Origin of the sequence: Pedobacter sp. Leaf250, assembly GCF_920984735.1 — a bacterium.
In the GTDB taxonomy this organism is placed as follows: Bacteria; Bacteroidota; Bacteroidia; order Sphingobacteriales; family Sphingobacteriaceae; genus Pedobacter.
Map to the genome: position 1 here is coordinate 90,865 of NZ_CAKLBU010000003.1, position 13,502 is coordinate 104,366.

The 13,502-nt window shown below is 36.1% G+C and carries 13 protein-coding genes and 1 tRNA gene; 8 read left to right on the plus strand and 6 right to left on the minus strand.

The window, feature by feature from the left end:
* Positions 1-63 precede the first annotated feature (63 nt).
* Positions 64-690: a hypothetical protein gene (locus tag LUA91_RS03610; RefSeq protein ID WP_231424662.1), complete on the plus strand. Its 627-nt coding sequence runs from the start codon at positions 64-66 to the stop codon at positions 688-690.
* 105 nt (positions 691-795) lie between these two features.
* Here LUA91_RS03610 and LUA91_RS03615 read toward each other — a convergent pair whose 3' ends face one another.
* Complete coding sequence (locus LUA91_RS03615; RefSeq protein ID WP_231424663.1) at positions 796-2,121, minus strand: alpha-L-fucosidase; 1,326 nt, start codon at positions 2,119-2,121, stop codon at positions 796-798.
* 389 nt (positions 2,122-2,510) lie between these two features.
* Between LUA91_RS03615 and LUA91_RS03620 the strand changes: the two genes are divergently transcribed.
* From LUA91_RS03620 to LUA91_RS03630, 3 genes are all read left to right on the plus strand, one after another.
* Positions 2,511-3,374: an AraC family transcriptional regulator gene (locus LUA91_RS03620; protein WP_231424664.1), complete on the plus strand. Its 864-nt coding sequence runs from the start codon at positions 2,511-2,513 to the stop codon at positions 3,372-3,374.
* A gap of 99 nt (positions 3,375-3,473) precedes the next feature.
* A complete protein-coding gene (kduI, locus tag LUA91_RS03625; protein ID WP_231424665.1) occupies positions 3,474-4,313 on the plus strand; it encodes a 5-dehydro-4-deoxy-D-glucuronate isomerase in 840 nt (279 codons plus the stop codon).
* Between the two features lie 19 nt (positions 4,314-4,332).
* Positions 4,333-5,100 carry an SDR family NAD(P)-dependent oxidoreductase gene (locus LUA91_RS03630; protein ID WP_231424666.1) on the plus strand — a complete coding sequence of 256 codons (768 nt, stop codon included), beginning with the start codon at positions 4,333-4,335 and terminating at the stop codon, positions 5,098-5,100.
* A 181-nt stretch (positions 5,101-5,281) separates the two neighbouring features.
* On the opposite strand, the gene LUA91_RS03635 is transcribed toward LUA91_RS03630, so the two are convergent.
* The 3 genes from LUA91_RS03635 to LUA91_RS03645 form a co-directional block, all read right to left on the minus strand.
* Positions 5,282-5,929, minus strand: coding sequence for a carbonic anhydrase (locus tag LUA91_RS03635; RefSeq protein ID WP_231424667.1), 648 nt, complete (start codon positions 5,927-5,929; stop codon positions 5,282-5,284).
* A 189-nt stretch (positions 5,930-6,118) separates the two neighbouring features.
* Entirely contained in the window at positions 6,119-6,769 is a 651-nt protein-coding gene (locus LUA91_RS03640) for a hypothetical protein (RefSeq protein ID WP_231424668.1), read from the minus strand.
* Positions 6,770-6,787: 18 nt separating this feature from the next.
* Complete coding sequence (locus tag LUA91_RS03645; RefSeq protein WP_231424669.1) at positions 6,788-7,396, minus strand: Crp/Fnr family transcriptional regulator; 609 nt, start codon at positions 7,394-7,396, stop codon at positions 6,788-6,790.
* Positions 7,397-7,474: 78 nt separating this feature from the next.
* Between LUA91_RS03645 and LUA91_RS03650 the strand changes: the two genes are divergently transcribed.
* The 4 genes from LUA91_RS03650 to LUA91_RS03665 all read left to right on the plus strand — a co-directional run bounded on the left by LUA91_RS03650 (position 7,475) and on the right by LUA91_RS03665 (position 10,634).
* Positions 7,475-8,170, plus strand: coding sequence for an HAD family hydrolase (locus tag LUA91_RS03650; RefSeq protein ID WP_231424670.1), 696 nt, complete (start codon positions 7,475-7,477; stop codon positions 8,168-8,170).
* Positions 8,167-8,802: a chloramphenicol acetyltransferase gene (locus LUA91_RS03655; protein WP_231424671.1), complete on the plus strand. Its 636-nt coding sequence runs from the start codon at positions 8,167-8,169 to the stop codon at positions 8,800-8,802. Before LUA91_RS03650 ends, LUA91_RS03655 begins: the two co-directional genes overlap by 4 nt.
* Before the next feature lie 346 nt (positions 8,803-9,148).
* Positions 9,149-9,222 (plus strand) — tRNA-Ala (locus tag LUA91_RS03660).
* 17 nt (positions 9,223-9,239) lie between these two features.
* Positions 9,240-10,634 carry a site-specific integrase gene (locus LUA91_RS03665; protein ID WP_231424672.1) on the plus strand — a complete coding sequence of 465 codons (1,395 nt, stop codon included), beginning with the start codon at positions 9,240-9,242 and terminating at the stop codon, positions 10,632-10,634.
* On the opposite strand, the gene LUA91_RS03670 is transcribed toward LUA91_RS03665, so the two are convergent.
* Complete coding sequence (locus tag LUA91_RS03670; RefSeq protein WP_231424673.1) at positions 10,631-10,834, minus strand: hypothetical protein; 204 nt, start codon at positions 10,832-10,834, stop codon at positions 10,631-10,633. The two genes, LUA91_RS03665 and LUA91_RS03670, sit on opposite strands and share 4 nt — an antisense overlap.
* A gap of 453 nt (positions 10,835-11,287) precedes the next feature.
* A complete protein-coding gene (locus LUA91_RS03675) occupies positions 11,288-13,492 on the minus strand; it encodes a S8 family peptidase (RefSeq protein ID WP_231424674.1) in 2,205 nt (734 codons plus the stop codon).
* Positions 13,493-13,502: the final 10 nt, after the last annotated feature.

Here is a 13,502-nt window from a genome sequence, read left to right on the forward strand (position 1 = left end):
ATTCCACTAAGTACTGCCATAGGTTATGGAGTATTGGTTACTGGTGTATTAATTGCAGCCAGAATGTTGAGCAGTTATGCCGCTTTACTATCAACAATGATTTTCCGCCCGAGTGTAATGCCACACGCATCATCGCGGCGGCGGCGTTGGTTAATGCCCACCTTATTAGGCTGGACAGGTATGCGAGGCGTAGTTTCACTGGCATCGGCACTAGCCATTCCAGTTACCTTAGCAGATGGCAGTGCTTTTCCGCATCGCGATTTAATTTTGTTTATCACTTTTGTTGCCATTCTACTCACACTTGTGGTTCAGGGACTCACTTTACCCTTCATCATAAATCGTAGCCATTTGTTTGATGGTATTTTTCAGGAAGAGCAAGAAGAACTGGCTCGCAAAAAGCTGAAACATGAATTGAAACAGCATACACATGCTTTTCTAAAATCCAAACATGATCATGATCATAATTCAAACATGCTTATTGAAAGAATTCTGAAGCAATGGGAGGAAAAAGCTAAAGCTGCAGATGATAGCTGGATGAATGATAATACGAAAGCCATTTTCGTTGCCATGCTCGAAAGCCAGCGACAATACTTGGCAGAATACAATAAAGATCCCGATTTCAACGAAGAAATTATCCGTCAGCAATTGTATCAAATTGATTTAGAAGAGGAAAGATTAAAGATTATCTAAGTAGATTGGATACTCAAATCTTTCTTGATAATTTTGCTTATACTCTTCCTAAATGTTTGTTAAAATCAATCATCGTGTGTAGAAATAAATGTAGATGCCAATCAATTAATTTGAAGTTTCTAAAACGATTACTTCATCATTTGGATTGATGTTTTTGGCGACTGTAATATCAAGAACACCATTTTTTATTGCTGTCTTAACTACACTGTTATCTTTAAGGTAATACGCTTTTTTTACTTTTTTGAATGGTATATTATTTAAGCTAATGGATGGCGTTGCCTTGAAAATATGGATGTAAATTTTATTGCCCTTTTGAGTAACACAGCCCCAATTTTGCGGTTTTATAAAACCTGCGTCAGTACCATAAATACTTTCACCATAGGTTTTTAACCATTCGCCAATTTGCCCTAAGCGTAATATAAATTCTGGCTGAATTTCACCATTGGGCATTGGCCCTACGTTAAGCAATAAATTAGCACCTAAACCTGCAGCTTTTGCCAAAGTTTGTACCAATTGTGGTGTACTTTTATAACTGGTATCGGTTAAATTAAATCCCCAGGAGCCATTCATGGTTACACATGCTTCTAATGGCACTTTTGCACTAGCCTCTTGAAAACTCAAACCCGATTTGTTTTCGCCCGGTAAATCCTGCTCAAACATCTGGAAATCTTCTCCAGCAAATGGTGAAAGGTGATGGTTATTGCCAATCATACATTGTGGCTGTAATTTGTGAATTAAGCCATAAATTTCATCGTATTTCCAATCTATTCTAGAACTGCGGTCGGCACTGCCTTCTGGTGCAGTCTGATCCCAGTGTCCATCAAACCAGATGCCGCCAATTTCACCATAATTGGTTAACAATTCGGTTAATTGGTTTTTCATAAATTGCAGATAGCTTGAATAATTACCTTTGCCTTTGCGACCTGTATTTTGTCCGGTTTTGCCAGTTTCATGCGGATAATCTTCACGACGCCAATCGAGCAATGAATAGTATAAATATAATTTGATTCCTTGCTTATGGCATTCATCAGCCATCATTTTAACAATATCTTTTTTATAGGGCGAATTCATGATATTAAAATCAGAATATTTGGTATCCCACATACTAAAACCATCGTGGTGGCGGGTAATCAACGTAATGTATTTCATGCCTGCACCTTTCGCCATGCTTACCCATTTGGCAGCATCAAAATCGATTGGATTAAAAAACTTCTCTAAACGACTGTAGTTCTCAACTGTTACCTTACGTTCATTCATCACCCATTCGCCACTACCAGGAATACTGAATGGGCCCCAGTGAATAAACAAACCGAAGCGGGCATCAGCAAACCATTTACGGTTTTCTAAATTTGATTGAGATGGGATATAGGTTTGGGCAGCAACATTTCGCATTAATAAGCACAGGAAGCAAAAAAGAATTATTTTTCTCATGGTAGTGATCTTAATTTGGCTAGTTCAGTTATTGTAATATTAAAGCTAGTGAATTTCTCATGTGAATTTCCTAACTATACAATAGCATTTAATTTATTTCCATTTTTGCTGAATTATTAAGCTTTTATATACCTCATTCATTCTGAAGTTATCAGTTACTCTTTCAGGAAAATTTTCATCACTCCCTCCTTATTGTTTATAATCTATTTCTTCAGCTATTACTTAGCTGCTTTCTAAACTTAACGCCAAATTACTTCTATCTGTCCTCAGGAAACATAGTCTAATATCTAACCTCATGGTATTGAAAATTATTAAGCTTAATTGTCTGATATTTTCTGATATTCGAAAATTATAGCATATTAGATTAAATTTATCTAACCAATTCTAACATGAAACCGCATTTACTTAATGTAGCAACTGATGCCATGCACTCCTTTGGTGCCAGAAGAGATGTGCAACCTGATGTAAATAACCGCTGGCATTATCACGCTGCTTTGGAATTAATTTATTTTAAAAAAGGAAAAGGAACTCAATTTATTGGTGATAATATTAAAGAATTTAATGATGGAGATGTTGTTTTAGTTGGAAGCAATTTGCCTCATTACTGGCGTTTCGACTCATCTTTTTTTGAGGATAATGGAAATGCAACTGCTGATATTTATGTGGTACATTTTAAAGAGGATTTTTGGGGAGAAACTTTCCTGAATTTGCCAGAGAATAAGGAAATTAAAAAGGTAATCGAGCAATCCAAGCAAGGAATTCAGGTTTTAGGGAAAGCCAAGAAAGCATTGGCAGAACTGATGCCTAAAATTGTAGAATCGGATGGTATAAAGCGAATTACCTATTTAATGGAGAGCCTGGCAGAAATAGCGCATGGTAAAGAAGCAAAGCTTCTGGTATCATTAGGCTTTCAGGCTAATTTCGCCGAAAATGAAAAAGATAGGATTCAATCCATTTATAATTACACCATTAACAATTACAAGAAAAAAATAGAATTAAAAGAAATTGCTGAAGTGGCCCAAATCAGCCCCAATTCTTTCTGCAAATTTTTTAAAGCTAAGAGCAGAAAAACATATACACAATTTATTAATGAAATTAGGGTAGGCCATGCCTGTAAACTATTAATTGAGGATAAATTAAGTGTTAAAGAAATATGTTATGAATGTGGCTTTTTCAATTTTACTAGCTTTCACAAATATTTTAGAGATATTACAGGCAAAAGTCCTTTATCCTATCAAAAAGCATTCATTTAAAACCTATTTAAAAATATACGCAAATAATAAACTTAGTATAAATATATTTGCGATTAAGAATTGATGGATCATTCTTAATCACACCTCAAATTTTAACCAATGAATAAATTCGAAAGCCGTTACGCTCAAAGTCCAAAGGAAGTTAAACAAATGGATACCGCATCTTTGCGAGAAAATTTTTTAATCGAAAACGTTTTTGAGGCTAACCAAGTCAACTTAACTTTATCTCATTTTGATCGTTACATTGTTGGCGGTGCAATGCCTGTAAATGAAAAATTGGCCTTGCCAAATCCTGATGATTTAAAAGCAACATACTTTTTGGAGCGCAGGGAATTGGGGATGATTAATGTTGGCGGCAAAGCAATTATTACTGCCGATGGAGAAAAATATGAGCTGGATTACAAAGAAGCTTTGTATATTGGAAAAGGTACTAAAGAGGTAACATTCGAATCTGCAGATGCTACTCAACCTGCTAAATTATACCTAAATTCAGCACCTGCACATCATGCATACCCAACAAAAAAAGTAAGCAAAGCTGAAGCGGAGATTGTGGAACTGGGTACACCAGAAACCGCAAATCATAGAATTATCAATAAGCTTTTGGTAAATAGTGTATTGCCAACTTGCCAATTGCAAATGGGAATGACAGAGTTAAAATCTGGAAGTGTTTGGAATACCATGCCAGCACATACGCATGATAGAAGAATGGAAGCTTATTTTTATTTCGAAGTTCCACAAGGGCAGAGTGTTTGCCATTTTATGGGTCAGCCGCAAGAAACCCGTCACATTTGGATGCAAAATGATCAGGCAGTAATTTCACCAAACTGGTCGATCCATTCTGGAGCAGGTACTAGTAATTATACCTTTATCTGGGGCATGGCTGGTGAAAATTTAGATTATGGTGATATGGATCATTGTGCAATTACAGAATTGAAGTAACAATTAATAGAAAAATAAAATGTCATCAAACATATTTGATTTAGCAGGTAAAACTGCATTAGTAACGGGTTGCAAACGAGGAATTGGTAAAGCAATGGCATTGGCATTGGCAGAGGCTGGAGCCGATATTATTGGGGTTTCTGCAAGTTTAGAGTTTGAGGGAAGTTCAATCGAAAAGGAAGTTGTTGCCTTGGGCAGAAAATTTTACGCTTACCAATGCGATTTTGGAAATCGTGAAAATACTTTGGCTTTTACTGCAAAAGTAAAAACCGATCATCCAATTATCGATATTTTGGTTAATAATGCCGGAACTATTTTACGGAAACCAATTGCCGAGCATCCTGATGATATGTGGGATGAAGTAATTGCTGTAAACCAAACTGCTCCTTTTATTTTAACCAGAGAAATTGGCCGCGATATGATTGCCAGAGGCAGTGGTAAAGTGATTTTTACAGCTTCATTATTAACCTTTCAAGGCGGAATCACGGTTCCTGGATACGCTGCGAGTAAAGGTGCAATAGGATCGTTAACTAAAGCTTTTGCCAATGAATGGGCATCAAAAGGGGTAAATGTGAATGCAATTGCGCCAGGTTATATCGCAACTGATAACACTACGGCTTTAAGAGAAGATCAGGATAGAAGTACCTCTATATTATCCCGTATTCCTGCCGGAAGATGGGGCACACCAGAAGATTTTAAAGGACCAACTTTGTTTTTAGCATCTGGCGCAAGTGATTATGTTCACGGTACAATTTTAACCGTTGATGGCGGTTGGATGGGACGCTAGTTTAGGTTGAGAGTTTAAAGTATAGAGTATAAAGTATAGAGTAAAAAGCATAAAGTAAAAAGTAAAAAAGACCGATGTGTGAAATGTGGAGTAAATTCCCATATTTCATACATCGGTCTTTGTATTTTGTGGAGTAGAATGCTGCCATGAATTTACATATCAGCAAACGTTAACCTTAAAATTAAATTTTAGGTTCTACAGGCTCAAACAGGTTGTAAATCTCTTTAATATCTTTCAAAATATTTTCGAAATCGATTTTTAAATCGATCAAACGACCGGTATGGATATCAAAAACCCAGCCTTGTACGGTTAATCCGCGTAAAGTAATTGCCTCTTGAACAGCAGCAGTTTTTAATAAGTTAACGCATTGTTCCTGAACGTTTAATTCTACCAACCTATTGTAACGGGCACTCTCATCAGATATGGCATTTAATTCATCTTTATGGGTACGATAAACATCACGGATATTACGTAACCACGGATTTAAAATTCCCATATCAGCTGGCTGCATCGCAGCTTTTACACCACCACAATTATAATGACCACAAACAATAATGTGTTGTACTTTTAAATGGCGAACAGCATAATTTAGAACTGTCATTACACTTAAATCTACATTATTTACCAGGTTGGCAATGTTACGATGTATAAAAGCTTGTCCGGGTTGAATGCCCATCAAATCTTCTGCCGTTACGCGGCTATCAGAGCAACCAATGTATAAAAATTCCGGAGTTTGTCCTTTGGCTAATTCAGTGAAATAATCCGGATTATTAGCCAATTTTCTACCAATCCATTCTTCATTATTTTTGAAAACTTCTTCTACATTCATGTGTATTCTTTTTAAATTTTTAATATATAAATAAGGTTTAAATAAGAAATCAATATGATATAAAACTAAATAAAGATTTTCTGATTTCTATTAAACCCTGATGATTTATTGCATCATTGTATCTGAAATATTGATATTACCCGCCGGCACATCTTAAACAAAGCACTAACAAATAATCAAACAGAATGTTTATAGTTTTGGAATCAAAAAGGAAAAACAAAATAGAATGCCTGTTAGAAAAAGTATGAAGAATAGGAACGTTTTGATTGATTTTAATTCTACTCCATCTTTTAAAATGATCTGCCTGAAAAAACTTGAAATTAGTAGTAGTAAAGCGATAACAAATACCATTGCTAGTGCTAAACTCACGCCAATTCCTGTGAAAGAATGCTCAGATTTATTGGCGAGGACATTTAAGAAGTCTGCAAGAAATAGTAAATTCCATGCTATAACGATACCAATAGCCATAGGTATTTTTATTGGGAAACCCGACTTTTGCTGAAGTGCTTTTACTTCCATTTCAATCGCAATTGGGATTTTTCGGCTTAAGTCTAAAAAGCCAATTTGATTGATTTTTTCAACTAAACTGGCCGCTGATGTTTTCGGATAAAATACAATGTCGTTATTATATTTTTCTACCCGATGTTTAATTCTCAATCCACTTTTAAATAAGGAATTTTCAATAGTGACCGATACAATATCTGTTTTATCAAAAACAAATTTCCCTTTTATCGAAGCATTAATCTCCAGTTTATATTCATCGACAGCAATTGATGCCAAAGGCCATGAAGCCCTAAATAATCCAATTCTCACTCCTCCAGTTTCTTCAATTTGGTTCATTTGAGTTAGCATTTTATTTTACTTCAACGTTTCCAAAAGCTTGGTCAGGCGTTCATCATTGTTTTTGGTTTTTACCTGTTGCAAAGTCCTGTTGAAACTTCTCACAGAAATTCCTAGATAAGCTGCCATATCCTCTTTTGAGATAGTAAAATGTTCCTCAGATTGAAGTTTGAGCAATTTTAGCAAACCATATTCTAAGGTGTAAAGCTGTTGAAACGATGCTCTGGAACTTGTTTGAATGATTCTTGTAGAAAGTTCCTGCAGCAAGATTCTGTTAAATTCCTGGTTCTTTTCTGTAAGTGATATAAAAATATGATCAGGTATGGCATACGCAGTAACTTCACTAATGGCTTCTACATTACAAAGGCAATCGATTTTTTTAATGGCCTCCAGCTCGCCAATTACTTCGCCTTTACCCAAAAACTCAATGATAAAATCTTTTCCATTTTCTTCAGAAATGAAACATTTGGTAATTCCATCCTTAACAATATAAATATTTTTAATTTTTTCTCCTTGCTCAACGAATCTAAAACCTGGCGGAAAGGTTTTTTGAATAATGCCCGAATTTAAATTTTCGGCACAAAAACGTTCAATGAAGTATAAAAAAGTAAGATTTGTACGTAACATAATTTACCATAGGGACAAATGTCCTTTTCAATATTTTTAGTTTGATTTACATTTGCAGCACTAAATTACTGCAATACTATGAACAATCAAATTACCGTAATTGCTTTTGATGCTGATGATACACTCTGGGTAAATGAACCTTACTTCCGCGAAACCGAAGAAAAGTTTGCAGGGCTTTTGGAAGATTTTATGCCTCACCATAGTGTGGTAGCCGAATTGCTGAAAACGGAAATCGATAACCTGCCACTTTATGGTTATGGAATTAAAGGTTTTATGTTGAGTATGATTGAAACCGTATTGCGAATTACTGAAGGGAAAGTAAATCCAGAGGTAATTAACAAAGCCATACAACTGGGGCAGGAAATGCTTAATAAACCTATCGAATTATTGGATGGTGTTGAAGAAGTTTTAAAGGCTCTACATGGTAAATACCGGTTAGTTGTGGCCACAAAAGGTGATTTGTTAGATCAACAGCGAAAGCTCACTAAATCTGGGTTGGATCATTATTTCCATCACATTGAAATTATGAGCGATAAACAGGAGAAAGATTATCAAAAGTTGATTAAACACCTCGATTGCAAGCCAGAAGAATTTTTGATGCTGGGCAATTCGCTTAAATCGGATGTGCTGCCCGTGCTGACTATAGGTGGGCATGCCGTTCATATACCATACCACACCACTTGGGTGCATGAAAGGATAGACCATACCATCGAGCACCCTAATTTTTATCAGGTAGAAAGTTTAGCAGATGTTTTACCAAAATTAATTGAATGAGAGAAAAAATAGATATAAATACCTGGATCAGAAAAGACCATTTTGAATTTTTTAACGCCTTTGAAGAACCATTCTTTGGGGTTACTGTAGATGTGGATTGCACATCAACTTACCATGAAGCAAAAGAAACGAGCGTTTCGTTCTTTTTGCTTTACCTTCACAAATCGTTGCTGGCGGCCAATAAAATAGAACCTTTTAGTTATCGCATTATCGAGGGCGAGGTTTGGAAATACGATACTGTAAATGCTGCGGCAACCATAAACCGCCCGAATGGAACTTTCGGTTTTGGCTACATGGATTACTTCTCTGATTTTAAACTTTTTGAAATTGAGGCTTTAAATGAAATTGAAAAAGTAAAACTAACCTCTGGATTAATCCCATCTTCATCTGGAGAAAACGTAATTCATTATTCGGCTCTACCTTGGTTAAATTTTACATCCATGTCTCATGCCCGCAAGTTCTCGTACAATGATAGTTGTCCAAAAATTTCTTTTGGAAAAGTTCGGGATGAAAATAATAGGAAAATTATGCCGGTTTCCATCCACGTTAATCATGCCCTAATGGATGGCTTTCATGTAGCACAGTTTGTTGATGAATATCAAACGCTATTAAACAATAAATCAAGAAGTTAATCTTAAGATAATTAACACTTAATATTTGAATTATATTTTCGGTTAATGTTTCTAACCGCAGTTATAATTCCAATTTATATTATCGCAACTATAGCAATGTTTTACATGGGTTCTGTGTTTAAAGCATTCATGTTTTGCATGTTATTGCTTACCGCAACCTTTGTGCTTTTTTTGTTTATTCAATATCCGCTACCATCAGCAATGAGCATTGTTTGTTTCATGAGTTTGTTTACAGTTAAATTGAAATTTTAATTTCCCTTGCTTTAGAAAAAGTATTTGCTATTTTTGCTGCATAAGCGGATGGCTTGACATAAATTGATCATTTCTATTTTAGATTTACAATATTGGGGGATTAGCTCATTTGGCTAGAGCGCTTCGCTGGCAGTGAAGAGGTGATCGGTTCGAATCCGATATTCTCCACATCAACTTCTAAGTCATTGAAAAACAATGACTTAGAAGTTTTTTTAGGCCATAACTCTGACACAAGTCTGCCACTAAACGCATCGGGAACTGAAAAATCAACCCGTCCGGCACTGCGAAAAAATCAAAATTCTTCTGAAGAAAAAGAAAAAAACATTGGGTATTCCGAACGTAAGTTCCAGGGAAGAACTCCCCGTGGCCCTAATTTTGACCTCATGGAGATTCCTGAGCTGCCATATACTGTCCCCCGTGTCGTAAAAGGGCGGAACATTATCAAAGTTCCCTCGGGAAGTACAATGGAAAAAGAGATTGCCAGGCAAAGTTGGTACGTGGAGTTCTTTTTTCACAATGCAGCAGAAGAACGGATGGAGCGGATCAGGGTGACCAGGAAGCTCAACAGGATTAAAGATCCGAGGCAAAAGCTTAAAAACTTTAATAATCTGTGCGAAGCTTACCGCATTGCGCTCGAAGGCGGTTGGAATCCATTGGATGAGCAGGCAAATGCCAGGCTAAAAAAGGAGCTAATAGGCATTGATCTTGATGAAGCATTGGTTCTTTTTGAATCCTATCATAAAGCAAAAGGAACCAGGCCTAAATCAATCAGTACTTACCGTTCAACAGTCAATTCTTTTATTAAGTATCATGGAGGTAGTAAAAAGGTAAATACGATCAGTGATTTTGAGATTACGGATTTTCTTAATTTCAAGGAAAGGGAGGAAAAGTGGGCGGGGGTCACTTACAATAATTGCAGGATCGGCCTCAATAATTTCTTTCGTTATTTAAAGGTCAATAAATATATTCCCGAGAATCCTGTAACGGACTGTGAGACGCGAAAAAAAATGCCGACACAGTCCCATCAGGTTTTTACTGAACGCGATTTTAAGGTTATTATGGATTGGCTTGATAGGCATGATAAATATTGTCAGCTATTTGTGCGGATGATTTATTACACCTGCATCCGTCCAAAGGAGCTTAGGTTTCTTCAGTTAAAGTACATTGATCTGGAGGAAAATACCATTACAGTGCCCGGTACCGTGTCGAAGAATAAAAAATCAATTCCTGTAAATATTGATGTGAGCTTAAGAGTTGAATTGGATAAACTACAAATAGAAAAATTCGATAAAGAATATTTCCTGCTCGGTTCTGCCCAAACATTTATCTCACAGAGTATGTGCGCAGAGAATTATGCCTATAATAGATTCAAAAAATGTTTGGATGCTACAGGTTTATTGGATAAAAACTATACACTCTATTCTTTCAAACATCTGTCTAACGTGAGGAAGTTCCGGGCAGGATGGACCCTTGCAGAAATTTGTTCGGCCAATAGGCATGGCAGTCTATCGGAAACGGAAACCTATCTGAAAGAACTGCTGAAATTCGTTAGGTCGGATAAAGCCATTCCAGCCATTTAAATTTTCTTAGGGTTTCTTGCAGGACTTGTCAAGATTTCTGCAAGAAACTTTTGTTTCTGATTTTTACGCTTTTTTAACTGATGTTCTGAAAAGTGTAGCTGGTGAATGTCATTGATCTTTCTGGATAGATCTATCACCATTTCAAGAAATTCCTGATTGTTCAGTTTTGGATTTTCAGCACTTTCTTTATTTACTGTCATAACTCGCATTTAAACCTAAATATAAATCACTTAATCAGTAATAGCTATCACTTACGTTATATATAACGTAAAATGTTTACCAATAGGAGGATATCCTCGCTATAAGGGGCGGGGAATCATGTTAGTGTCGTCGGGACAACAAAATTCGTTACTCTAGTTAAAACCCACTAAATGGATCATAAGATTTCTTTTCCAACTGTTGTGGATTCGTTATTTTTAAGGCCTTCATGCCTCCTCCCCGAAGCCCGACTTGGCCTCTCAGATATTAAGAAAGCCAATGTATCTTGGTGAAACCCTGTGGAGCGGATGCCGCAATGTTAAAAACTGAAAGCTGAAGCTTTGGATGATCTTGTATCTATAAGATAGATTAATTGAAATTGGGACTACAGGTAAGTGTACAGTTTGGATTGAAAGCCGGTCACTAAGATCTGTACATAACCCTTTCTTACTAAGTTAAGCGGCAAGTCTAAGTTTAAATCTTTTATAAATTGAGCCAAATTCATGAATAATATCTGAATAAACATCTACCTTCTTTTCTGTATCGACGATCTCAATTGTTATAGCATAGTCTTGTTTATAGCTGGTCGGTATCTCGCCTCTCGTATATAGACGCAATCTTACTTCCCATGCTCCACTTAAATATGATCTTGTGAAAGACTTTTCGAAATGAATTATAGGATTCCATGGTATGGCGTAAGTACTCTCATCTGAAATTCCAATTTCTTTCATGCCTCCAGAGGTTGGCTTGCAAAGAGATGCTGATATGCGAGATTGCGAATATTCGTTGTCATTGTTAATATTTACAGTGGGATCATAAGTAATAGTTATCTTTACTTTCAATTTTGAATCCTTATTATTTTCAGATAATGTTTTAGGTATATGAAATTTGACAAACTGATAGTTATCCTGATCTAGCTTGCCTTCATAAATAAAAGCTCCACTGTTTGCAGTGGCAAATTCTGCCCTTTCTATAATTGGTTCTCCAAAGCCGACATAATGCTTATGGTTAGCTGTGACTGTCTTGGGCACATTTCTAGTTTCACAAAAATGATATAGAAGTGACTTAATAAGATTAGGATTGCTTTTTGGGTAGAGGTCAAATAATCTTTGTGCGAATTGGGAAATCAACGGAGCAGAAAAACTAGTACCGTTATCGACACATAATCCATTTCCATCACCAGAAATGCCATAGGTTCCAAGCCTAGGAGAATGAGCATATGTAGATTGTAAGTTCCCTCCATGTGCTACCAATTCAGGTTTAATACCTCCGTCAACTCCCGGACCAACCCTTGAAAATGGCGATATCTCATGATGCTGGGCTAGTGATGTGTCATTAAAAAATTTAGCGATAGAACCAACGCTAATCGCAAGCAAAGATTCTGCCGGTGAATTTATCCTAGACAATGGATTTGAAAAATGGTTAAGGGGGTAAGGAGGGCTGAGTGAGCGAATGTTTCCACAAGCAACAACGAAAAGAACCTTATACTTTTTGGTCAAGTAATCAAGGAGTTTAGCGAAATTTGAATATACACCATGACCAACGGAGGCGTCGTTTCCGATCGATAAGTTATAAACTCTTATTTTCTTGTGGTTTTCAACAACAACGTCCTCAATTATACCCATCAAAGTTGAAATATCATGTCCAATTACAACCCCACCTAGTGTTTTTCCGAAAACCTGTACATTCATTATCTTACAGTATGGTGTTAACTTCCCAGTGCTCAAACAGTCATCTAAGTTATCTCCGAAAATACATCTACTTGCAACAAAAGTGCCATGGTCATACGCATGATACTTACTGCCTGAAGGCAAGAATGTCTCAATTTTGGTTACCAACCCATCAAATACATTTGTGTGTCGATTAATGCTGGAGTCTATGATGCATATAGATGAGTTTGATGTTGGTTTGGAAACTTTTATTGCGGACGGGAGTGTGTATAGTGGAGGCATTGCATTAGTAATTATGCTAGTCGAATTATATTTTACTTCACATATGCTGCTAAATTGACTTACTAAATTAACAATCTCTTTATTTTGAACTTTACATGTTATGATACAAAGTCCATTTCCGAAAATTCGATATTTTGCTTCAGTCGAAATAGCAGTTAATGAATTTACTAGTTTCGCAGACACTCTTTCTTTCTCAATAAATGGAAGTGTTGTGAAAAGGGAAAACACTAATGAAACAATTTTTTCGGTTGCAACGTCTATCTCGTCAATTTTTTGGTTTGTTTCAATTGATGAGACATTCTCAATTATTGAAATATTGCTTTTTCCCCTGTGGTCTTGAGAATCTTTATAAGTCTCGATTTTTCCAATCAGACTATCATAAGATTCTTTTTTTATTGACGCAGTACCGATCGATGAATTTTTTCCTGAGTAGTTAATAAGAGTAATCCCCAGGCTTTGGAGTTTGAATTTTTCGTTTTTGATATCTCTGTCAGTTGGTACTTCAATATTGAAAAATATTTGAGAGGTCAAATCGTAATCGCTTTTTTTTGATTCGTTCAATAAAAGTTTATCATATTGATCTAGTAGCCTCTTACCGTGCTCAGAATAGTTGCTTCTTGTAAAGCTTACACCAAAACCAGTTTTCTTATACTTTTCGATTCTGATATTATCTTTTGGAATGTGAAAGTGGAATTTGCCTTCATTCATAATGAGAGAG

Bases quoted from the DNA above. Each gene is read 5' to 3' on its own strand.
- LUA91_RS03640 (WP_231424668.1), bottom strand. From the start codon at position 6,769: ATGAACCAAATTGAAGAAACTGGAGGAGTGAGAATTGGATTATTTAGG.
- kduI (WP_231424665.1), top strand. From the start codon at position 3,474: ATGAATAAATTCGAAAGCCGTTACGCTCAAAGTCCAAAGGAAGTTAAA.
- LUA91_RS03675 (WP_231424674.1), bottom strand. From the start codon at position 13,492: ATGAATGAAGGCAAATTCCACTTTCACATTCCAAAAGATAATATCAGA.
- LUA91_RS03655 (WP_231424671.1), top strand. From the start codon at position 8,167: ATGAGAGAAAAAATAGATATAAATACCTGGATCAGAAAAGACCATTTT.
- LUA91_RS03630 (WP_231424666.1), top strand. From the start codon at position 4,333: ATGTCATCAAACATATTTGATTTAGCAGGTAAAACTGCATTAGTAACG.
- LUA91_RS03635 (WP_231424667.1), bottom strand. From the start codon at position 5,929: ATGAATGTAGAAGAAGTTTTCAAAAATAATGAAGAATGGATTGGTAGA.
- LUA91_RS03610 (WP_231424662.1), top strand. From the start codon at position 64: ATGTTGAGCAGTTATGCCGCTTTACTATCAACAATGATTTTCCGCCCG.
- LUA91_RS03615 (WP_231424663.1), bottom strand. From the start codon at position 2,121: ATGAGAAAAATAATTCTTTTTTGCTTCCTGTGCTTATTAATGCGAAAT.
- LUA91_RS03645 (WP_231424669.1), bottom strand. From the start codon at position 7,396: ATGTTACGTACAAATCTTACTTTTTTATACTTCATTGAACGTTTTTGT.
- LUA91_RS03650 (WP_231424670.1), top strand. From the start codon at position 7,475: ATGAACAATCAAATTACCGTAATTGCTTTTGATGCTGATGATACACTC.
- LUA91_RS03670 (WP_231424673.1), bottom strand. From the start codon at position 10,834: ATGACAGTAAATAAAGAAAGTGCTGAAAATCCAAAACTGAACAATCAG.
- LUA91_RS03620 (WP_231424664.1), top strand. From the start codon at position 2,511: ATGAAACCGCATTTACTTAATGTAGCAACTGATGCCATGCACTCCTTT.